General features: G+C 35.2%; 22 protein-coding genes. 8 read left to right on the plus strand and 14 right to left on the minus strand.

Annotated features, from left to right (window positions below):
* The coding region (locus tag ACP6PL_RS26955) for an IS1634 family transposase (protein ID WP_426548418.1) at positions 1–927 on the minus strand (927 nt) is incomplete at its 3' end.
* Between the two features lie 1,016 nt (positions 928–1,943).
* Between ACP6PL_RS26955 and ACP6PL_RS26960 the strand changes: the two genes are divergently transcribed.
* Positions 1,944–2,456 (plus strand): hypothetical protein, encoded by a 513-nt coding sequence (locus ACP6PL_RS26960; protein ID WP_426548419.1) that lies wholly within the window; start codon positions 1,944–1,946, stop codon positions 2,454–2,456.
* Positions 2,457–2,592: 136 nt separating this feature from the next.
* Here the strand turns inward: ACP6PL_RS26960 and ACP6PL_RS26965 are convergent, their stop codons facing one another.
* Together ACP6PL_RS26965 and ACP6PL_RS26970 are read right to left on the minus strand one after the other, a co-directional pair.
* Positions 2,593–3,315 (minus strand): 4'-phosphopantetheinyl transferase family protein, encoded by a 723-nt coding sequence (locus ACP6PL_RS26965; protein WP_426548420.1) that lies wholly within the window; start codon positions 3,313–3,315, stop codon positions 2,593–2,595.
* A 327-nt stretch (positions 3,316–3,642) separates the two neighbouring features.
* Positions 3,643–4,776, minus strand: coding sequence for a cob(I)yrinic acid a,c-diamide adenosyltransferase (locus ACP6PL_RS26970; protein ID WP_426548421.1), 1,134 nt, complete (start codon positions 4,774–4,776; stop codon positions 3,643–3,645).
* 445 nt (positions 4,777–5,221) lie between these two features.
* Here ACP6PL_RS26970 and fraC point away from each other — a divergent pair, with 445 nt between their 5' ends.
* The 4 genes from fraC to larE all read left to right on the plus strand — a co-directional run bounded on the left by fraC (position 5,222) and on the right by larE (position 8,804).
* Positions 5,222–5,725: a filament integrity protein FraC gene (gene fraC / locus ACP6PL_RS26975; RefSeq protein ID WP_426548422.1), complete on the plus strand. Its 504-nt coding sequence runs from the start codon at positions 5,222–5,224 to the stop codon at positions 5,723–5,725.
* The gene (locus ACP6PL_RS26980) at positions 5,722–6,759 is read left to right on the plus strand and encodes a DUF5357 family protein (RefSeq protein WP_426548423.1); all 1,038 of its coding nucleotides are present in this window, start codon (positions 5,722–5,724) and stop codon (positions 6,757–6,759) included. The genes fraC and ACP6PL_RS26980 overlap by 4 nt, the downstream gene beginning before the upstream one ends.
* Before the next feature lie 47 nt (positions 6,760–6,806).
* Positions 6,807–7,580 carry an ABC transporter permease gene (locus ACP6PL_RS26985; RefSeq protein ID WP_426548435.1) on the plus strand — a complete coding sequence of 258 codons (774 nt, stop codon included), beginning with the start codon at positions 6,807–6,809 and terminating at the stop codon, positions 7,578–7,580.
* Between the two features lie 396 nt (positions 7,581–7,976).
* Positions 7,977–8,804, plus strand: a complete 828-nt coding sequence (gene larE, locus ACP6PL_RS26990; protein WP_426548424.1) for an ATP-dependent sacrificial sulfur transferase LarE — start codon at positions 7,977–7,979, stop codon at positions 8,802–8,804.
* 326 nt (positions 8,805–9,130) lie between these two features.
* On the opposite strand, the gene ACP6PL_RS26995 is transcribed toward larE, so the two are convergent.
* The 3 genes from ACP6PL_RS26995 to ACP6PL_RS27005 form a co-directional block, all read right to left on the minus strand.
* On the minus strand, positions 9,131–9,538 hold the full coding sequence (locus ACP6PL_RS26995) for an RNA-guided endonuclease InsQ/TnpB family protein (RefSeq protein ID WP_426548436.1): 408 nt from the start codon (positions 9,536–9,538) through the stop codon (positions 9,131–9,133).
* A gap of 275 nt (positions 9,539–9,813) precedes the next feature.
* Positions 9,814–10,029, minus strand: coding sequence for a transposase (locus tag ACP6PL_RS27000; RefSeq protein ID WP_426548425.1), 216 nt, complete (start codon positions 10,027–10,029; stop codon positions 9,814–9,816).
* Positions 10,030–10,215: 186 nt separating this feature from the next.
* A complete protein-coding gene (locus tag ACP6PL_RS27005) occupies positions 10,216–10,644 on the minus strand; it encodes a helix-turn-helix domain-containing protein (protein WP_426548426.1) in 429 nt (142 codons plus the stop codon).
* Positions 10,645–10,866: 222 nt separating this feature from the next.
* Between ACP6PL_RS27005 and ACP6PL_RS27010 the strand changes: the two genes are divergently transcribed.
* A complete protein-coding gene (locus tag ACP6PL_RS27010; RefSeq protein WP_426548427.1) occupies positions 10,867–12,000 on the plus strand; it encodes a histidinol-phosphate transaminase in 1,134 nt (377 codons plus the stop codon).
* A gap of 68 nt (positions 12,001–12,068) precedes the next feature.
* On the opposite strand, the gene ACP6PL_RS27015 is transcribed toward ACP6PL_RS27010, so the two are convergent.
* Positions 12,069–12,512 (minus strand): GNAT family N-acetyltransferase, encoded by a 444-nt coding sequence (locus ACP6PL_RS27015; RefSeq protein ID WP_426548437.1) that lies wholly within the window; start codon positions 12,510–12,512, stop codon positions 12,069–12,071.
* Here ACP6PL_RS27015 and ACP6PL_RS27020 point away from each other — a divergent pair.
* Positions 12,496–12,840, plus strand: coding sequence for an SET domain-containing protein-lysine N-methyltransferase (locus ACP6PL_RS27020; protein ID WP_426548438.1), 345 nt, complete (start codon positions 12,496–12,498; stop codon positions 12,838–12,840). The two genes, ACP6PL_RS27015 and ACP6PL_RS27020, sit on opposite strands and share 17 nt — an antisense overlap.
* 180 nt (positions 12,841–13,020) lie before the next feature.
* On the opposite strand, the gene ACP6PL_RS27025 is transcribed toward ACP6PL_RS27020, so the two are convergent.
* A complete protein-coding gene (locus tag ACP6PL_RS27025) occupies positions 13,021–13,866 on the minus strand; it encodes an alpha/beta fold hydrolase (protein WP_426548428.1) in 846 nt (281 codons plus the stop codon).
* Positions 13,867–14,079: 213 nt separating this feature from the next.
* On the opposite strand from ACP6PL_RS27025, the gene ACP6PL_RS27030 reads away from it, so the two are divergent.
* Positions 14,080–14,172, plus strand: a complete 93-nt coding sequence (locus ACP6PL_RS27030) for a hypothetical protein (protein ID WP_426548439.1) — start codon at positions 14,080–14,082, stop codon at positions 14,170–14,172.
* Between the two features lie 390 nt (positions 14,173–14,562).
* Here the strand turns inward: ACP6PL_RS27030 and ACP6PL_RS27035 are convergent, their stop codons facing one another.
* From ACP6PL_RS27035 to ACP6PL_RS27060, 6 genes are all read right to left on the minus strand, one after another.
* Complete coding sequence (locus ACP6PL_RS27035) at positions 14,563–15,771, minus strand: RNA-guided endonuclease InsQ/TnpB family protein (protein WP_426548429.1); 1,209 nt, start codon at positions 15,769–15,771, stop codon at positions 14,563–14,565.
* Between the two features lie 32 nt (positions 15,772–15,803).
* Entirely contained in the window at positions 15,804–16,202 is a 399-nt protein-coding gene (locus ACP6PL_RS27040; RefSeq protein ID WP_426548430.1) for a hypothetical protein, read from the minus strand.
* A 49-nt stretch (positions 16,203–16,251) separates the two neighbouring features.
* Positions 16,252–16,506 carry a helix-turn-helix domain-containing protein gene (locus ACP6PL_RS27045; RefSeq protein ID WP_426548431.1) on the minus strand — a complete coding sequence of 85 codons (255 nt, stop codon included), beginning with the start codon at positions 16,504–16,506 and terminating at the stop codon, positions 16,252–16,254.
* Between the two features lie 224 nt (positions 16,507–16,730).
* Complete coding sequence (locus ACP6PL_RS27050) at positions 16,731–17,066, minus strand: ribulose bisphosphate carboxylase small subunit (protein WP_426548432.1); 336 nt, start codon at positions 17,064–17,066, stop codon at positions 16,731–16,733.
* A 116-nt stretch (positions 17,067–17,182) separates the two neighbouring features.
* A complete protein-coding gene (gene rcbX, locus ACP6PL_RS27055; RefSeq protein ID WP_426548433.1) occupies positions 17,183–17,563 on the minus strand; it encodes a RuBisCO chaperone RbcX in 381 nt (126 codons plus the stop codon).
* Between the two features lie 135 nt (positions 17,564–17,698).
* Entirely contained in the window at positions 17,699–19,129 is a 1,431-nt protein-coding gene (locus ACP6PL_RS27060; RefSeq protein ID WP_426548434.1) for a form I ribulose bisphosphate carboxylase large subunit, read from the minus strand.
* Positions 19,130–20,256: the final 1,127 nt, after the last annotated feature.

Below are 20,256 nucleotides of genomic sequence, written 5' to 3' on the forward strand. Positions count from 1 at the left end.
TAATTCCATCCTATCCAGGACATTTGTTGCCAGTATAAATCGACCTGCTCGTTTTTTTTCCGCTTCTATTGTTGACTCTCTTAAGCTCACTTTAGCTTGAACTTCATAAGGAAAACATGATTCAGATTTTGACTCTACTTGTTGCACATTAATTTGTTTCAATTCGTGATATAAAAACTTTTTTAATAGCTTTCTTGTTGCTGTTTCTGCATCTGGTATACAAGCAAACTTTTGAGATTTTAAGGTGCGGAGTTTTTTGTTGAGTTCAACTCGTTCTTTCTGGATTTTTGTATCTAGAGTTTTCAAATCTGATTCCCGGCGCAGTTGACTTTCAACTATTAACCATCTCTGTTGAATCCCCCCGTAAGTTTTTTTCAGTTCTTGATAGCTATATCCTTTCATCTGACTGGGAGTAAAATCCAAACTATCTATCTCTTGAACTAGCTTGTGAGCTGCTTTTATGCGAACAGGGACTCGGCTTAACCATTTAATATCTGTTAATAACTGTAGATTTTCGTATTGATATAAAGCACTATCTGCTACTATTAAACTGTCAAAATTTAACTGACTTTTAAACTCTTTTATAGCTGGCACAAATTGTTTTTGGTCAGATTCATTTCCCGATCCAATTCTCATCCACAATGGCACATCTGCATCGTTTGTACAAATTAAATCCATGAGAAATTGTTTTAAGTCCGGTCGTTTATCTCTAGAATATCCATAGGTGATTCTGACAGTTTTGGGTTCTATATCTTCTGTGCATTCATCCTCTTTTTTGTGATAATCTCCGTGAACATGAAATGAACTAGAATCTAGATGTACTGTGGGTGTTTCGTTTCTGAAAATTTTCACTGCTTCTAACACTACAGACATAAAAATCTGATTTAACCCTGTGCGATAAAGTTGGTCTAATACCCTCCCTAACATGAATATAAATCTTCTATATTAGCTCCAGCGATGAACAGGTTTACAAATCCATAATCTACAGCAGTAATCACACCATCATAGAAAGATATTAGAAGGTCTTCTTTGTGTAGCGATAAGTGCCTTTTTTGTCTGTCCAAAAATTCTAGAATCTCAAGATAATCAGTATGAGCTTTTTTTAACGGGGAGGTATGTTGACTTTCTGGTGGTAGAAGATCAAATTTGAAATCTGCCTGAGCTGAGTTGAATTTGCCTGCTCCAAAAAGTTAGTAAACTCATTTTCATACTGATAGTGTGGAAGAATAACTACTTTGGGCATTACAAATAAATCCTAAATTTATCTCTAAATTCTAGCTATGAGGATAGACTTAAGTATAGTACAAGCTCTACCTTAACTTTACAAATTTAAAACCAATAGTGCATTAGTTTTTTTGGTCTAATCCTTTCTCTAACTTCTAATTTAAAAGTATTTTATATCTTAAACAAATTTAGATTTCATAGCTTGATTCACTAATGCACAAAAATTTGACTTCTAACTTCTGATTCAGCTATTCAAAGATGATTTAAAGGATTCCCTGAATGTATAAGAGACCTACAGATTAATTTCTAGATCAAATCAACAAAAAAAGTTCTTCATTTTTGTACCTACTTGAATCTGTAGAAGCTAAGAAACTTTTAGAGGACTAGAAAAGTTTCGCAATTGATACATTGCTGAAAATTGATTTAGACTTCACCCTTCAGGAATTTATAGCACTTTTCTTTGCTTTTACCGACATAGAGGTTATCCACTGAAACAACTACAACTGAACAATCAAAAATTATGGCCAAACTAAATCCTTTGTGGTTTGATAGTAAATACCTATTCAGTTTATTCTTTAATATGCTCCGAAATAGTTATTGATTTAGACTTAAGCATCCTTCAGGAATTTATTGAACCTTAATTCTTGCGAAACTAAATCCTTTGTGGTTTGATGATAAATTATTTTTAAGTTTATCCTTTATATATTCCGAAACAGTTTATGAAAGATACAAACACTGAAACTAAACCAGAAAAAGTTGGTACAACAGAAGCAGCATTTCTTCTCAATATTTCTACCGCTAGACTAAGGTTACTTTTGAGGCAAGGTCGTCTCAAAGGAGCCAAAAAAGTCAAACGGTTTTGGGTAATTCCTTTAAATGGTCGAGGAATGCCAGAAATTACCCCTGGTCGTCGAGGTCCTCAAGGAACTTGGAATAAAGGATTCCGTACAGGCAATACTTTTATCCATGTGCTGCGAAGAGAAATTGACCATAACCGAGACCACGGCACATCTTTTCCAGCAATTTCTGTCAAACAAGGAGACAGAAACGATCGCTGCCACGAAGCAGAAATTCTGGGAAATTGCAAGATTGTCTATCGACCTCATAAACCTAACAGAAGTCAAGCAGGTGGTGCCCGCCTGTGGGTTGAGGTTGAGCCTGATGTTGAAATTATTCGCAAATTTTTCCGGGATACGGAACTAGACGAGAATCAACCCCAAGGCTCTAGTTAAGTTAGAGTCTAATTTTTAAATTCAACTAATATTTATCTAAAATATATTAAATAGTGGTGTTGGCTTGTTTAACCTTGAGGCTGCCATTGTAGATTGTTATGCAAATAATTATGATATTTGTGGCAATATAGCAATCCTAATTATTTATTTGCCAAAAACTCAAGTTTTGATTTTTCTCTGCTACTACTACAGCAGCTATATAATTAGGTTCAGGAATAAATTGATATAAATACCAATGGGAGGCTTTCTCAATATCTCCATTGATACTAAAAATTTCTACTGGTTTTTCTGGGATTAAACTAATTTCTACTTTTTCTAGACCACCTGCTAATCCATCTCCTGTTGCTTTTAAATAAGCTTCTTTGCCAGTCCATAGTTTGAAGAATATTTCTTGCTGTTTTTGAGGATGAAGTTGACTAATAAGGTTGTATTCTTGGGGAGAAAAAAAACGTTTTGCTAAACTTTCAGCTTCATTCATTGGGCGAATATATTCTAAGTCAATACCTATTAAGTTAACTTTGGTAATGGCATATAAAGCTAAATCTTGAGAGTGGGATAAGTTAAATAATATTGATGTATTTGTTAAGTAGGGTTTGCCGCGATCGCTATAGGTAAATTGTAATTTTTTTGGTTCAATGTTTAAGTAACGGCTGAGAATTTTTCTGAGTGTTCCTCTGGCAATGATAAAGCGATTTTTGTCTCTTTCAAAGTGAAATTTGTTGGCTCTTTCTATTTCGTCTGAGGATAATATTGTTAATAACTCTTCTATTTGAGATTGGAGTAATTTTAGACTTGCACTCCAAACATGAACGTTATTTTCTGATAGTTCTAATTTTTTTTCTGGCGGATTGAGAAACATTTATTATTGATTTATCTGATTTTTTAGTTGAATAAAAAGTCATATATGTATACAAATAAGACCTAATAAATAGATTTTTATATTACTACAGGTGATCGCTAAATGCAACCTTATTCTTTTGTCCAACCGAATATTTTTGCTGGGGCTTTGTAGAATGTTAAAGATTGTGCTTTGAGCAGGAGAAAGAAAATAATTCTGACTGTTCCTAAAAAAATTTTTTGCTTGTAGACCAATATATAAGAAATTAGTTTAAGACTTATGGAATAGTTGAAACAACAAATTTCCTATCTGTCTTCCCGCTTCTTAACTTATTCCAGTTTCCTTCAATCAAAAATCAACTCCACGTTTTAGTTCCACCCCATGATTAGCATAATGCTTATGACAGAAAACCTCTGAATGAACACTAGCCAAATCAAAATAGTCAGGTGGATTAAGACAACGACCAGTAATAATCACCTCTGTATCTTTTGGTTTGCGTAATAAAGCTTCAACTATTGGCTCAACTGGTAATAACTCTAAATCTACAGTAGGATTAAGCTCATCTAAAATAATAGTCTTATATAAACCAGAAGCTATAGCTGCTCTAGCTATTTCCCAACCTCTTTCTGCCTCAACAAAATCTATTTCTTTTTGTTGCCCACGCCAAACAATAGCATCCCCACCACAACGTTGATGGTCTACTAAATTAGGATAACTTTGGCGCAAAGCGGCGATCGCTGCATCTTCTGTATAACCAATACCTCCTTTTAGCCATTGTATAATTAGGACTCTATGAGACTGGTCTTGACTAATACCCCGACCAATTGCCTGTAATGCTTTACCTAAAGCACTGGTAGATTTGCCTTTGCCAGAACCAGTATAAATCTCTATCCCAGTTATACCAGCAGCTCTAGCCGTTGAATGTTGATGGGGTTTCATTTCTGAATGTAAGTCAGCAATGTCCAACAAACCTTGGGGAGCTGCACGACCTGTAGCGATAATTTCTAATTGTTCTGGTTTATTCTTGATAGTATGGATTACTTCGTCCAGTGGTAATAAACCTAGGTCTAATACTGGGTTTAGTTCGTCAAGTACAACTACTGAGTATAGGTCAGAGGCGATCGCTCCTTTGGCCACATCCCAACCGCGTTGTGCTTCTTGATGGTCAAATTTAATAATTTCGTCAGGGCCAAAATACTCAGATCGACCTGTCCGTACTTGGTCTATAAGATGAGGAAAACCTTTTTGTAAGGCTTCTATGGCAGCATCTTCGTCATAGGAGCGGTCTGGACCTTTGAGAAATCTCAGTAGTAATACTCTGGTAAGAGAGTCAGAATGTATTCCAAGGCCAATGGAACGTAAAACTACTCCCAATGCTGCCTGGGATTTACCTTTACTTGCTCCATCGTAAACATGAATTTGCCCCACAATTCTTTCTGACATGAGTTGTGCAGTGCGTATACCAATGCCGTTTCTTCTCATAAGTAGTTATTTGGAGTTTGTGATTTTTGGTTCTGACTATCTAGTAATATAGCGTTTCTAGAACTGATGAGGTGAATTTATTTTTCTTGTTTTCTGTTCTTTTTCTTTGTTAAAGTGTTCTCTAAGACGGCATAATTTTTACTTACTCAGCAGTATAATGATTGTTATATATAAGATGAAATACTTTAATGTTTGCTACCAAAGATTGATAGTAAAGATCGAGGGAATGGGGAAGATAATAATCTTCATAAGTAGCATCGTTTTAAATCAGATTTCAAAGTATATAATTATATAGGGATATATCTATTATCTGTTCTTTCTTATTGCTTAGTGCTAATTGCTAATTGCTAATAACTGTTTCCGGAACATTCCATCACGGAGATGTTGAAATTTAATTTTGATTTGCTGAAGCAAATTTTAGTTCCTTTGTATGGAAAAAATAACTATGAATTTAACTATTTTGCCTTTAAGGGCAGTTGTTTCTGAATCTTTAATATTATTAATAGTAATTGCCATTGAATCATGTTTTTTTCAACTAAGACTTAATTTGATACCAAAAGTTAGTGTTGAATATGCAACTGTAATGAATTTAATTTCTACTTGTGTAGGATGGGTTTTCTTTTTCTATAGTGTAAGTCTGCTACCAAATATGTGGGAAAAACAAATAGTTGCTTATATTTTATTTGGTAAAATTGGTACAATTTATCCCTTGTTTATACTTTTTATATCTGTGAGTTTTTTGATTTCTCTAATTATCAAGTTACTTGGTTTTAATTTGTGTGATTCCTTATGGAATAAAAATTACAAAAATAACGGTGTTGGTATTAATATATCTCAAGCTTTGGAAGAGTTCAGAACGCCAAAGTTTCTGGTCATTACATTAGCTCACACTTGTAGCCACTTAGCAATAGGATTTATTTTATTTTTGCAGAGGTCTGAACTAACATGAAAGAAATTTGGAAAAGTTTAACTGATTTGTTCGGGGGTATTACTGGTTTTTTCAAGGATACGCTTGATTTTATTTTGCCACCTAAGTTTTGGCATTGGCAGACATTTTTGTTATTAACGATAGCTTTATGGTTACTGTCAATGATTATTAGTGAAGTTGATAGCAACAAGGAAGAGGCTATTAATTTTATTTCTAGTTTAAGTTGGCTATCTTTAACAATTGCTGTGGGATGGCGGACTAATCAAAAACCATTTATTTTTGGTGAAGTAAGTTTGTCTGCTTGGATTACAGGTGGATTAATCTGCTTTCTTTTATATGAAAATTTATCAAGTAATATTCAGTATGTGGCTATTGTTAGTTGGCCAATAATTTCTGTCTGTATAGCAGCGATAATTTTAGTCTTAAGTTCTCCAGATTCAACAACAGAAGTAAAGGTTAATCAATTATCAAAGTCAAGTTTTGTAATTTTAATTTTGGTGAATTTTTTGGTTAGTTGTTGGTTGGGATTGTATTTTATGATTCAGGGTATGGTCCAACAATATCCAACAATGGGAGAAGATGATTTAAGTCAAAGTACATTTGTTTATCGATTAATAACTCCTTCCATTAATGATTATCGAGGCGCAAAAATTATGAACTTAATGGAGCAAAAGTTAAACAATGATTTAGGTAATCAAAAGTTGGGTTTATCAGTACCTAAAATGAAGTTGAGATTGGAAAATATTAAAGATGAAGTAACTAAGGAAATATCTGTTAAAGAAGATGATTTATGGAAGTTACAAACACCAATAGTTGCTAACCGGTCTGGATATCAGTTGGAGTTACAATTATTTTGGGAAGGACCTACAGCAAAAGATGAAAGTTATTATCTGAGTAAAAGTTGTAAAATAGCAGAAAAAGTGAGGCAAAGAAGTTCTGGTTCTACTCCACAAAATGAAGCAGTACCAGTTTTAGTTGGTAATGTTGAATGTGGTGCTGTAGAAAAGAAAGCTGTTAAACCAGAAAGCCAACAAGAAAATTTGAAAAATATTTAAAATTGAAACATAGAAAAAATTGGGATGGAGGAGTCAGAAAATATTTTATGAATGTGGGGAGAATTATTAAAATTGCTAAGAATGTATTTTGGGAAGCAATTCGGGATCGTATCCTTTATCTAATCGGTTTATTTGCTTTATTAATGGTAGCTGCTGTGAGGTTAATTCCAGAATTATCTGTAGGTACAGAGGATAAAATAATTTTAGATTTGGGGTTGGCAGCTATTACTATTTTAGGTTTAATTGTGACTGTTTTTATTGGCACGGGTTTGGTGAATAAAGAAATTGAAAAACGTACTGTTTATATTTTGGTTGCTAAACCTTTGAGTCGTTCAGAATTAATTGTTGGTAAACATATTGGTTTATCCGCAGTTTTGGCTGTTTTATTGGCAGCGATGACTTTAATATATGGATTGATTCTTAGTTTAAGTGAAATTCCATATCCTATAGGTAGCATTTTAGTAACTGTAATATTTATATTTATTCAGTTGTCGTTACTCACCGCAGTAGCAATTCTATTTGGTGTATTTACCAGTTCTTTATTAGGGACATTATTGACATTTGGCATCTATTTAATGGGAAATTTAAGTAGAGATTTGGTAAAGTTGGGTGATTTAAGTGATAATCCTGGAATTAAAAAGTTAATGATGGGATTATATGTTGTATTGCCAGATTTAAGCAGATTAGATTTGAAAAATGATGCAGTCTATGGCTTACTACCAAGCATGGCTACTTTAGTTACTAATTTTGGTTATGCTTTGCTCTATACAGTTTTAGTTTTATCTATTACTATAGCTATCTTTGCTAGGAGAGAATTTTGATATTTAGAAGGAAGAAGGGAGAAGGAAGAAGGAAAAAGGAAGAAGGAAGAAGGAAGAAGTAAGGGCGTAGAATTCTGTAGGAAAACCTAGATACAGCAGATTTCGGACTAATAATATGTATAAGTTGAAATAGTAAAATTATTGTAGCACAGGCATCTTGCCTGTTAGCTGTATATTTCACCGGCAACGAAAAGTGCTGTATATAAAGTAAAAACATTTCTGATTCATTTCAGACAACTATCTCTATCATTTTTCCTTTTTTTTCAAGATTTATTCCTTCTCTCCTAGATAACTAACTTCTCTCCTAGATGACTAAAGTCTTTTTCTTTCTACCTTCTTCCCTCTTCCTTACTTCTACGATAAGAGCTAAAAAATAGTAAATAAAGAGAAAAAATAATGTTGACAAAAAAACTAGAAGAACTGAAAAATATATTTACTGAAATGGAGAAAGCTTTAATTGCTTACTCTGGTGGAATAGATAGCACTTTAGTTGCAAAAGTTGCCCATGATGTTTTGGGTGATAAAGCTTTAGCTGTAACTGCTGTTTCTCCTTCTTTATTACCTGAAGATTTGGAAGATGCTCGAATTCAAGCAGCAGTTATTGGTATTTCCCATGAAGAGGTAAAAACTAATGAAATGGAGAACAAAAATTATACTTCTAACCCAATAAACCGCTGCTATTTTTGTAAAAGTGAATTGCATGATACTCTCAAACCTTTGGCTTTAAAAAGAGGTTATTCTTATGTAGTAGATGGGATTAACGCTGACGATTTACGAGATTATCGTCCTGGTATTCAAGCGGCAAAAGAAAGAGGTGCAAGATCACCTTTATCAGAAGTGGGAATTAGTAAGTTTGAAGTTAGAGAACTTGCGAAATATTTAGATTTACCTTGGTGGGATAAACCTGCTCAACCTTGCTTAAGTTCCCGGTTTCCTTATGGGGAAGAAATTACTGTAGAAAAGTTACAAAGAGTCGGACGTGGAGAAAGATATTTGCGAGATTTAGGATTAAAAAGTTTACGGGTACGTTCGGAAAAAGATACTGCTAGAATTGAAATTTCACCTGAACAAATTAAAGAGTTTGTATTGACAATAGATTTGCCGAAGTTGGTGGAAAAGTTTAAAGAGTTTGGCTTTATTTATGTCACTTTAGATTTAGAAGGATATCGGAGTGGGAAGTTAAATCAAGTTTTGTCGCCAGAGGTATTAGGGGGGAAGGTTTAGAAGATGGGGAGTAGGGGAGTGGGGGAGTAGGGGAGGCAAATTACGAAAAAGCCTCTAATTAAATACATTTACTCCTCCGAAATATTGATTCAATGTTAATTACATAACTTAAGAATCAAGTCTTCTCCAATTCTAGATATTATTTATATTTTTTATTCTTCATTTATGAAAAATAGCGATCGCTTTTATCCAACTATCTATGACAATTAAACTAGAAAAAGTAGTTCCGTGAAGTTCTCTCCCGTTAAATCGGAGATTATAACGGGAGCTTCTAAAACAAAGATAATTAAATCCAGGCTTCAGAAGTTTCTTGTCTCACAAGCTGACTAACGTCTTACGCCTCCACAAGCAGACAAGATGATACCCACCTCGTTTAATGCTTTATTTAATATGTTCTTTGCCGCATTCTCATCCCTATCTAAAACTGTTTTACACTTAGGACAAGAATGGGTTCTAACTGACAAAGTTTTAGGTACTTTTTGACCACAATTACTGCAATTTTGTGATGTATTGTGAGGATTAACTTTAACTACATGAACACCGCGTTTAGCCGCTACTGCATTCAACTTTTCAATAAAAGCTCCCCAGGCTACATCATAGATTGATTTTGATAGTTTACTATTTTTAGCTAAACCTTTAATATTAAGGTCTTCTACAGCAATCAAATCATACTCTTTAACTAATTTATGAGCAGTTTTATAGTGGAAATCTTCTCTTTGTCTAGCAATATGTATTCAATTAATAATTAATAATGAATAATTAATAATGAAAGAAAGAATCTATAGCAATCCGCCCATAGGTTGCGGGTAATCAAAAACGTAGATAAAAAAAACTGAAACTCCCGCCAGTTAAGCGTTCCCAGTTAAGTGTTCCCTAAAAGCGGTAAGGTATTTTATACACAAATAAAATAGGACTGCTATAATTATTCACCAATTATTAATTATTAGAAGTTTATTTCGTTAAATTAAATTCTGATAATTATTAATTGTTAATTATTAATTATTAATTATTAACGTGCCTTCTTCCAGTTATTAGATCCATTTTTTTTTCTAGCTGTTTTACTTTGTTTTTTAGCTAAATTAGATTGTGCTTTTCTATATAAATTTGGAACAGAAACCGTCTCACCAGTATTAGTAGTTAAAAACTCTTTTAAACCTACATCAATACCTACAGAATTTTTGATATTATCTGTAGGAATTAAACTAGGAACTGACTTATCTTCCAAACTAAAACTAATATAATAGCCGTCAGCGTCTTGAGTGCGTCTTACATTCTGGGGTTTCCCCAGAATTACGCACTCGCTTTTTTGGTTATAGTTGCAGTTTTAATTGTAAATTCATCTGGAATTGGTCTATGAACTATCACTAGAATAGCACCAAATCTGCTAATAATAATTTGTTTACCATCAAACTTAACTGCTGATGAACGGATGATTTACTCTACTAAAGCTTAATGACCTTAATTTGCCAGACTTTTTAAACCTTGGTCTACCAAATCTTTTACCTGTTTTGTCAGGAATTAACCAGCGTTTCCAGGCAATATCAAGTTTTTGTAAATTAATTTGTTGAACTTCAGAGTAAATTTCTTTATACTCAGGAAATAACTGTTTTGTCTGTTTAAGTGCTGATTGCTGAAAATAATAATCTGGTCTAACAGGAATCTCACCAATTGGACTTGAAACTATTGAGCAACGGTCTATCGGACATCTACTTCTATTTAACCAGTCTAGTCGTTGACCCAAAGCATAATTCCAGTGTCTTCTCAAAAGTTCTAGCCAATAATCAATTTTAGCTATTTGTTCTTGATTTGGCTTGATTTTGTAGCAATGACTTATGATCATTTTTTTCTTTTTCGACCAGACTTTTATTATAATAGTTTTTGTAAAGTTTGTCTATACATAAATCAAGAAAACAGGATTAAATATACGAATCAGTCATAACAGATTTCAGAAATTCGACAAGTGGATTATGAATTTCAAAAAGGAGGTAATCAAATGTTATGTATATATCCTTGATAACAATGATATCCTCTAATTAACCAGCAAAAATTATTCAATCAATTTATGTTTTCTTTTATTCGTTCAGACCTAAATAATCTTAAAGCTTATACTCCTCATCCTGGTGGTAGTTCAGAAATTCCTTTGGATAGATTAGATACTAATGAATGTCCTTATGATTTGCCTGATAATTTAAAGCAAAAGTTGGCTGAGAATTATCAACAGTTAATTGAAACAAACCGTTATCCTGATGGGAGTCATTTCCAACTTAAAGAAGCAATAGCTAAATATGTAAATGAAGCGACTCCTTCGGCTAATATTTCTGCTACTAATATTTCTGTTGGTAATGGTTCTGATGAATTAATTCGCTCTCTATTAATTGCTAGTTGTGTAGGAGGTGAGGGTTCTATTTTGACGGCAACTCCTACTTTTTCTATGTATTCTATTCTGGCTCAAACTCTGGGAATTTCTGTAATAAATGTGGGGAGAAAAGAATCGGATTTTGAAATAGATATTGCTGCGGCTCAGGATGCTATTAATCAAACAAAAAATCCTTCTGTAAGAGTAGTATTTGTTGTTAATCCAAACTCTCCAACTGCTAATCCTTTAACTTCTGAAGAATTGTCATGGCTACGGAGTCTGCCAGATGATATTTTAGTGGTAATTGATGAGGCTTATTTTGAATTTAGTAAAATTTCTGTGGTTGAGGAATTAAATGAACATCCAAATTGGGTAATTTTAAGAACTTTTTCTAAAGCTTTTAGGTTAGCTTCCTTGCGAGTAGGATATGCGATAGCTAATCCAGAAGTTATTATTAATTTGGAAAAAGTTCGCCTTCCCTACAACTTACCAAGTTTTTCTCAAGCTGCTGCTCAGTTAGTGCTTAATCATAGCCAAGATGTACTATCTTTTATCCCGGAAATTTTGGCAGAAAGAACTAAATTATTTACTGCTTTTGCAGAAATTCCTGCTTTGAAGGTTTGGGAAAGTGCTGCTAATTTTTTCTATGCTAGACTGACGGATGAAGGATTAAAGTTAATGGGTAAAAGTTCCCAAGATGAGGGTTTAAATAGTTTAATGCAGCAACTTAAAAGTCAGGGAACTTTAATTCGTCATACTGGTGGAGGGTTAAGAATTACAGTAGGAACTCCTGAAGAAAATCAGCGTACAGTTGAAAGAATTAAGGATATTTTTAAATAAGGAAAAAAGTACTCTGTAGGGGTTTGGTTTCCAAATCCTTACAGAAGAGATAAGCTGATTTTCAGGGATTAATATTTCGTCAATTCCATAAATACCATATCTGCCAGCTCTCCATTAGGCATTGGCCATGATTTATTCTTGATTTCTGTAGCTACAAAACCCAGATTTTTAACCATATTAATTGAGCTTTTATTTGATAATATAATTGTTGCACCAATTGTTTTAATTCCTAATTCATCAAAAGCATAAAGAATTACTCGTTTTAATGCTAGTTTTCCATATCCTTTATTTCTATATTTTTGATCCAGAATTGCTACAGCAGTTTCAGCCGTTAACAAATCCATGTTAAAGCCTTTTAATAGTACATATCCAATGGGCAAACTTTCTGGAGCTAAGTAAACTCCAAATACTAGAGGCTGACTTTTTCGAGAATAAGGAAGAGTGAAATCTGATATTGCCTCTATGAATTGTTCCGTATCATAAGGACGAGGAATTATTGCAACACAAAATATTCTTCAAGGAACATTACTAGAAGTTGCTCCTGTAGAGATTTTTCCATTTGAACCGGAAAAAACTATAGATGAAACAGGAATCTTTAAGTATTACTTTGTCTCCCCGTTAGAATATGGCAAAAGTAAAAATGTGAACAGATATCTTGTGTTTGGTTTGGCTTCTTTTTGTAATCATGCAGAAAAGCCTAATGCTCATGTGAAGTGGGTAGAAAATGAAGTAGGTTTATGGTCGCATTTAGTTGCCCAGAAAGATATTAAGGTAGGTGAGGAAATAACGCTATTTTATACTAATATTGATGAGTATGCTGAGTCACAAAAATTTGTTTAATTGTTGGTTTCTAATATGAAATTACAGTTCAATATAGGAACATTGATAAATTTTTTGGCTTATTACCTTTTACATAAGTTTTCCAGTTTATAGGGTAGAAAGTTTTATAACTCTAGGAAACAGGAAAAAGAATTAATAAACTGTACTTCATTATCCAGGCAAAGTGCTGTAATATTAATTTTACTGACGACTATCTCCCATCGTCACATCGGTAATAAAATCCATCAATAAGCTATTAAATTTCTCTGGTGTCTCCCAATGTGGAGCGTGTCCCCCATTGGCAATAAATTGAATTTCTCCATTCCAAAGGGTAGGAATTTTCAATCCAGCAATATAATCAGCATTTACTAACTGCTCTTGTTCTCCATGAATAATCATTAAGGGAATAGTCATATTGCCCACAACTTCAATCTCGTTTTGATAACCACCTGGGGTAATACTTGCACCTAAATTAGCACGCGCTCTGCCATCAGTTAAGGCAATATCTTCTAAGAAAAGCTGAGGAATTTCTACCATATCTTGTTTGAAGAAAGTCCTCACATACGCCAACATATCCTCTTGACTTAGTTCTGCAGTTAAGCCTAAGCTAAAAGATGGATGTGGCAAAAAAGCATTTTCTAGATCGGGAGCGTTATTAGCAATTGGTGGCGTACCAAATATCACAATACCTCCTGCATCTGTGAGGCGATCGCTAGCTTCTAAAAGAATATGTCCACCTAAACTCCAACCTACAAAAATAGCGTCAGAAGCATCTAAAGCTTTAGCTACTTTAACAACAGCATCAGCATAACCAGGGAGACTGTAAGTTACTTCTGGGTTAGTCGCTACATCTGAGAGTCCATGGCCTGGTAAGTCCATCGCTATCAAGTGATATGTGTCACCTAGTTGACTTTGTAATTGATGTAGGTAAGAGCGTCCCGATGAAGAATTACCATGAACGAGGAAAATTATTTGCCCTTTACCTGAACTTTCATAATAAGCTATATTTTGGGTACTAATTTCAACTTTTCGTCGTTTCAGTTCCATAGTTTTTAAGTATCACTTTGTACAGTCATTAGAATATAGCGAAACTAAAAAGGTGAAGAGATATCTTGTTTTTATTTAGCTTCTTTTTGTAATCTTGAACTTCAAATATCACTATAATACTATCCAGGATTACTAGAAAGAGCAATTTAATTAATGGAAAATCAACTTAAACGCATTGGTATGTGGGCTTGCCCACGATGCCTTTCAACAGTTATGTTGCGTTCTTGGGGAAATAGGCTAGATACCTTTGTGCATGACGAGCCGTTTTATCCACATTATCTATTATGTAGTGGTAGGAATATGTAGTGGTAGGAAGGACCCAGGGATGGATGAAGTGTTCAAACATTATGAAACAGATTGGGTGAAGATCGTGGAACAACTAACAACTGGTTTAATACCAGATGGAAAATCGATCTATTATCAAAAATTCATGGTCTATCGACTTCTACCACATATTGATATAGATTGGATCACCAAATTGACAAACTGCTTTCTGATTCGGGAGCCACGAGATATGCTTCTTTCATATCTTCGGCTATGGCCTAATCCGACATTAGAGACTATCGGAATTCTGCGACTAAAGCAACTGTTTGAGATGATCCGTAACTATACAGTTGACATACTCCCCGGCCTAAAGGCGCGGGGATTCTCACAAAAAGTGATTCTTTGCTCATAGATACAACTTACTAAATCAAGTTACCCATCATTAGCAGAGGCCGTTGTCTCCCAAAGCGTTCCCGACAAGTCCGAGGTTTCCGTATGCCCTACGGTACCTTGATTATGTTCAATGCCTATTATTTCTAATCCACGACTCAAAATGTTCCGTGCTGCGTTAGTATCACGACATACCTCAGTATGACAACTAGGACAAACATGAGTACGAGTTGACAAAGTTTTCTTAACTCTATGCCCGCAGTTAGAACAATCTTGCGAAGTGTATTTGGGATTCACCGCAACAACTGCCTTATCCCAAATTTTTCCATATCTTTCTAGCCATTGAGTAAACTGATACCATGATGCATCAGATATTGACTTTGCCAAATGATGGTTTTTGACCATGTTTTGTATCTTTAGGTCTTCATAGACAATAACATCGTTAGATGCTACTACGCACCGGGCTTGTTTAATACTGCAGTCTTTACGTTGTCTACTAACCTTCAAATGGCACTTACCAAGTTTTTTCCTAGCTTTATGGTAATTGTTTGATTGAGGCTTTTTACCCTTAACAAACTTTTTGCTTAATTGCCTTTGTCGGCGCTTTAATTTTTTCTCTGATTGTCTCAGATATTGAGGATAAACAACCGCATTGTCATTTTGATCTTTGTAGAAATACTTGATGCCTAAGTCAACACCTATAACATTGCCAGTATAATTCCCAGATTCTTTTCTATTAGCATCTATGCAGAATTGACAATAATAACCATCTACACGTCTAACTATTCTGACCCGATTAATTTTTGACCTAAACAAATCTTCTCTTGTTTCTGTATTACAATAAAGAGAAAACTTGCCAGATTTAAACTTATCAGTGAAAGTAATAAACATACAATCATCTGACAACTTGTACCCAGATTGTTTATATTCTACAGACCGACAATGCTTTTTAAATTTAGGATATCCTTTTTTTTTTGCTGCTTCTTTACAGCGACGATAAAAGTTACTAATTGAAGTCCAAGCTACTTCTGCTGAGGCTTGTCTAGCTGATGAGTTTAATTTGTTTACAAAAGGAAACTCACTAGCTAACTCTTTGCTTAGTTTATACAAACGAGACTTGTCAACCCCTTGGTTGTCTATCCAATATCTAATGGCTTTGTTTCTAATGAACTGTGCCGTCCTGATAGCTTCATCCAAAGAGTTGTATTGATTTTTTTTCCCGTTTAATAGCTTGGCCTCTCTTACTAACATTGTTATCTTTTTAACCCTGTGGGATTATTTAATCATAGATTCTTGAATATAAACAACTGACTGATATACAATCCATCAACTTCTCGAATTACTGTACCCGTCTTAACCTTGAAACCTTTGGGTATTGGGCGATTGTACACAAAGGGGACTAAACCAATTTTTGGTAAGTTGATACAAAAACGACCGTTAGCATTTTTGACTATATTGGTATTTGATAACTGAGGATAACTGAAGGAATTATAGTAATTGCTGCCTTTGAATCTAGGTCTACCACTGGTTTTGCCGTTTTTATCAGCTTGAGTAAAATTATCCATTGTGGTTTGCACACGCTGGATAACATCTTGAAGAACCTGGGAGTGCATAGACTTATACTCAGGAAATAGTTTTTTAGTCTGTGTTAAGTCTGCCAGTTGAACAGTTTCCCACAACACATAACCATTGACTATATTCAGATGCTTATCTCCTTTCTTGGTTATCGGGTTACCATTGCTGTCTTTTTTCCTGCCCCATACGCGTTTGTACTCTAAATTCTGGGATGTTTTTGTAGACTTGCTCTACAGGTACTACTGAAACATTAAGTGGACAAGCATTAAGGAGTGTGCGCGTAGCCTCAAACCAATTCAACCTTTCAGCCAAACGATAGTTATATTGCTTCCTAGCCATGTGTAACCAGCTAGATATAATCACCGTTTGCCTTTTATCTGGTTTGAGCTTGTACTTATATTTCAGTAGCATCCTAGAATCGACCTTTATATCTACCTATAGTTAGTATACCCAAAATAACGGCAAACTACACAAATAACGCCCGGCTTCCCATACGACGCTCCCCTTGCGGGAGAGCGCGGGACTTCTCGCCGGGGGAGTTAAACTGAGACTAAACATCACAATGGTCTGAAAATAATAAAGTGGGGCAGACTAAACTTACCTACCCCACTACACTATATTAATTTAGCGATGAATTAGTATCTTCTTTGATTGGGCTTGTGTACAATGAAGCTCAATACCTGACACTGCTTCACGTTATCAAAACCCATCACGCGAATATAGCAATCAGAATTTTCCTGACGGCAAGCATCAATTTCTACTAAAACTTCTTCAACTGTTCTGGCATGAAACAGAGGTAACTTCCACAAAGTCCAGTAGTGCATTTCTGGTGCTGAAGATTCACTAAATTCTACACCAGCAATGAAACCTTGCTCCAAAATGTATTGAAGTTGTTTACGAGTTTGCATCTCAGTCAGAGGTGGCAAATAGGAAAGGGTTTCGTAACGGCGCTCTTTTGGTAATGTTCTCATTGTTTTTTTACTGTTTAATCAATGTGCAAGGGAGCTTAATTTTTAATCAATCAAGATTTTAGATCTCAGCCCCGTGATTTACTCCTGGGGGAATTTTTAACCGCAGATTTTCGTGGCTAATCAGTTCGTTGCTCAGGCTCTAAACTAGGGTCAGCTATTTCTAGTTGCGTTATCTTTTCCAGATACCCACGGCGATGTTCCATATTAGCTTTTTGAATACCACTGCGAACCATTTCTGGTAAATACTCAGCTACTTCCTCTGCTAAATGCTTTCTAACGGTCATCACTCTAAATGCTAATTCTTTATTGTCCTGAAGTAGCTCTTGTAGGTAAGCTTCTCCATCCTGAATTTTGCCTGTCGAGGAAAAACCACTTAACCAAATTGCTAACGGCGGGTTTGTCTCTCGTAACTGATTCGTTACTGTCCGCACAGCTTGATAGGTTAGGTAGCTCGTCAGTACCTTTGTAGTATCTTTAGCAACTTTTTTTATATCCATATTTGACCCTAGCCTGAATCTATGGTTAGACTTTAGATTTTAGATTAAGGATAGATTAAATCCTTAGCAGTCAAGTTTGACATATCTATCTATGTCTTGCCATCTAAAATCTAAAATCTTCCATTTTCAACAGACTTAGAGGGTGTCCATGGCCTCGAACTCGAACTTGATTTCTTTCCAGAGTTCACAAGCAACGGCCAAATCAGGAGACCACTTAGCAGCTTCACGAATTACATCGCCACCTTCTTTGAAGAGGTTACGACCTTCGTTACGAGCTTGGATACAAGCTTCTAGAGCTACACGGTTAGCTGTTGCACCAGGAGCATTACCCCAAGGGTGGCCTAAAGTACCACCACCGAATTGTAAGCAGGAATCATCACCGAAGATTTCTACTAGAGCTGGCATATGCCAAACGTGAATACCACCAGAAGCAACTGGCATTACACCAGGCATAGAAGCCCAATCTTGAGTAAAGTAAATACCACGTTCGCGGTCTTGCTCAATGTGGTCTTCTCTCATCAAGTCAACAAAGCCCATAGTGATTCCTTTTTCACCTTCGAGCTTACCAACCACAGTACCAGAGTGTAAGTGGTCACCACCAGACATTCTCAAGCACTTAGCTAAAACTCGGAAGTGAATACCGTGAGCTTTCTGACGGTCAATTACAGCGTGCATTGCACGGTGGATGTGTAATAAAATACCGTTGCGACGGCACCATTTGGCCAAAGTTGTATTTGCAGTAAAACCACCAGTTAGGTAGTCATGCATGATGATTGGAGTGCCAATTTCCTTAGCAAACTCAGCACGCTCCATCATTTGTTCAACAGTAGGAGCAGTTACGTTGAGGTAGTGGCCTTTAATTTCACCAGTTTCAGCCTGGGCCTTTTCAATAGCTTCTTGAACGAATAAGAAGCGATCGCGCCAGCGCATGAAAGGTTGAGAGTTAATATTTTCGTCATCCTTGGTAAAGTCCAAGCCTCCACGCAAGCACTCATAAACTGCTCTACCGTAGTTCTTAGCAGATAGACCTAACTTAGGCTTAATAGTACAACCTAATAGAGGACGACCATACTTATTTAATTTGTCACGCTCAACAGTAATACCGTGAGGAGGACCTTCAAAAGTCTTCAAATAAGCTACTGGAATCCGCATATCTTCCAAACGTAGCGCCCGTAGTGCTTTGAAACCAAATACGTTACCTACAATGGAGGTCAACATATTAGTTACAGAACCTTCCTCAAACAAATCTAGAGGATAGGCTACATAGCAAATATATTGATTATCTTCGCCAGGAACAGACTCAATATCATAACAACGACCTTTGTAGCGATCTAGGTCGGTCAGCAAGTCAGTCCATACTGTTGTCCAAGTACCAGTAGAAGATTCAGCAGCTACCGCAGCACCAGCTTCTTCTGGAGGAACTCCAGGCTGAGGAGTCATACGGAAAGCAGCCAAAACATCTGTATCTTTTGGTATGTAATCAGGGGTGTAATAAGTCAGTTTATAGTCTTTAACTCCAGCCTGATACCCAGACTTAGACTGAGTTTGTGTTTTAGCGTAACTCATATCTTATTTCCTAAGAATCTCTTTACTCATTCTGTATATTTCACAGACTATTTTAGATAATATCAAGAATTAGAACTTTTCTACTTAAAAGATTATTTATTTATTAATAACTTTTTTTAATCCTTTTGTTACATTTGTTAATTTTATCGTAGTAATAGTTGGAAATAAATCAAGTGCATAATTGCTCATTGACAAAAAAACATAGATATGCAAGAAAAAACTCACTTCTGATAAGAGGATTAAATACTCAGTAAGCTATAGGGGATCATAAAAAAAAATTACATAGTTAGGAAAAGTCAAGACTCTGATGATTAACTAATCTAAGCAATTAGACTCTGACTTTCTGTAGTAAGTATGACTAACTATTAAAGCAAATAGTCGTTTTTTTCTAGAAAAAATTACTAGCCAATACAGCAAAAAATCGGTAAATTAATTTTCATAGTGGGCTAATTATTTAGCATCTATCTATTAATAACTATCCTATAAAAACACTAATTTATTGTACATTTAATCTACATTTTTTCACAACAAAAATAAAAATAACTAAAACGGATTATTCTTGACTATAAAGATTTCCTTAATTTGACTTCCACTAAGCAAATTAAATGCACAGTAGTGGACAGACACATCTAATATCAAATCCGGCAGCATTGGTGTAATGAGATAAAGAGGTTGGGGAATATGGCTTACAAGGGTATGTTTTTTACCTTTGATGTAAAAAAAGTGTGGGGAGAGGAGTAAGTATAGAGTATAAAAAACTACATTTTTCTTGAGATTTTATACTAAATAAGAGTGATTACTGACCCCTTTGTTAAAAACCTAAAAAAATAAGGGGAGGAAGTTAGCCAGCCTGTTTTAACGGCTGGTTGAATAACGACACGCGGGTTTTAACCCGTAGTAAAAATCTGCTATAGTAGCTATACTAGAGATAGCAAGTAAGAACAAGGTTTGTCGCCATGACAAGAGCGCTAGTGCGGTGAAATTCCGGTGGACAGGAGACGGGGAATTAATTTCCTACGACGGCTGTTTGCGTAGCATTCCGTAGGAAAAGCAAGCAGGCAGCTAAAGCAGTGATTTATTGCTCCAACATCTTGAGTAAAACCACTCGTGAAAGCTAAAAAAAAGTA

Origin of the sequence: Dapis purpurea BLCC-M126, from assembly GCF_050015975.1 — a bacterium.
In the GTDB taxonomy this organism is placed as follows: domain Bacteria; phylum Cyanobacteriota; class Cyanobacteriia; order Cyanobacteriales; family Microcoleaceae; genus Trichodesmium.

Coding starts and splice junctions, on each gene's coding strand:
- ACP6PL_RS27005 (WP_426548426.1), bottom strand. CDS start 10,644: ATGATCATAAGTCATTGCTACAAAATCAAGCCAAATCAAGAACAAATA.
- ACP6PL_RS27030 (WP_426548439.1), top strand. CDS start 14,080: ATGTTGCGTTCTTGGGGAAATAGGCTAGATACCTTTGTGCATGACGAG.
- ACP6PL_RS27010 (WP_426548427.1), top strand. CDS start 10,867: ATGTTTTCTTTTATTCGTTCAGACCTAAATAATCTTAAAGCTTATACT.
- fraC (WP_426548422.1), top strand. CDS start 5,222: ATGAATTTAACTATTTTGCCTTTAAGGGCAGTTGTTTCTGAATCTTTA.
- ACP6PL_RS26970 (WP_426548421.1), bottom strand. CDS start 4,776: ATGAGAAGAAACGGCATTGGTATACGCACTGCACAACTCATGTCAGAA.
- ACP6PL_RS27050 (WP_426548432.1), bottom strand. CDS start 17,066: ATGAGAACATTACCAAAAGAGCGCCGTTACGAAACCCTTTCCTATTTG.
- ACP6PL_RS27025 (WP_426548428.1), bottom strand. CDS start 13,866: ATGGAACTGAAACGACGAAAAGTTGAAATTAGTACCCAAAATATAGCT.
- ACP6PL_RS27035 (WP_426548429.1), bottom strand. CDS start 15,771: ATGTTAGTAAGAGAGGCCAAGCTATTAAACGGGAAAAAAAATCAATAC.
- rcbX (WP_426548433.1), bottom strand. CDS start 17,563: ATGGATATAAAAAAAGTTGCTAAAGATACTACAAAGGTACTGACGAGC.
- ACP6PL_RS27045 (WP_426548431.1), bottom strand. CDS start 16,506: ATGCTACTGAAATATAAGTACAAGCTCAAACCAGATAAAAGGCAAACG.
- ACP6PL_RS26985 (WP_426548435.1), top strand. CDS start 6,807: ATGAATGTGGGGAGAATTATTAAAATTGCTAAGAATGTATTTTGGGAA.
- ACP6PL_RS26980 (WP_426548423.1), top strand. CDS start 5,722: ATGAAAGAAATTTGGAAAAGTTTAACTGATTTGTTCGGGGGTATTACT.
- ACP6PL_RS27060 (WP_426548434.1), bottom strand. CDS start 19,129: ATGAGTTACGCTAAAACACAAACTCAGTCTAAGTCTGGGTATCAGGCT.
- ACP6PL_RS26960 (WP_426548419.1), top strand. CDS start 1,944: ATGAAAGATACAAACACTGAAACTAAACCAGAAAAAGTTGGTACAACA.
- ACP6PL_RS26965 (WP_426548420.1), bottom strand. CDS start 3,315: ATGTTTCTCAATCCGCCAGAAAAAAAATTAGAACTATCAGAAAATAAC.
- larE (WP_426548424.1), top strand. CDS start 7,977: ATGTTGACAAAAAAACTAGAAGAACTGAAAAATATATTTACTGAAATG.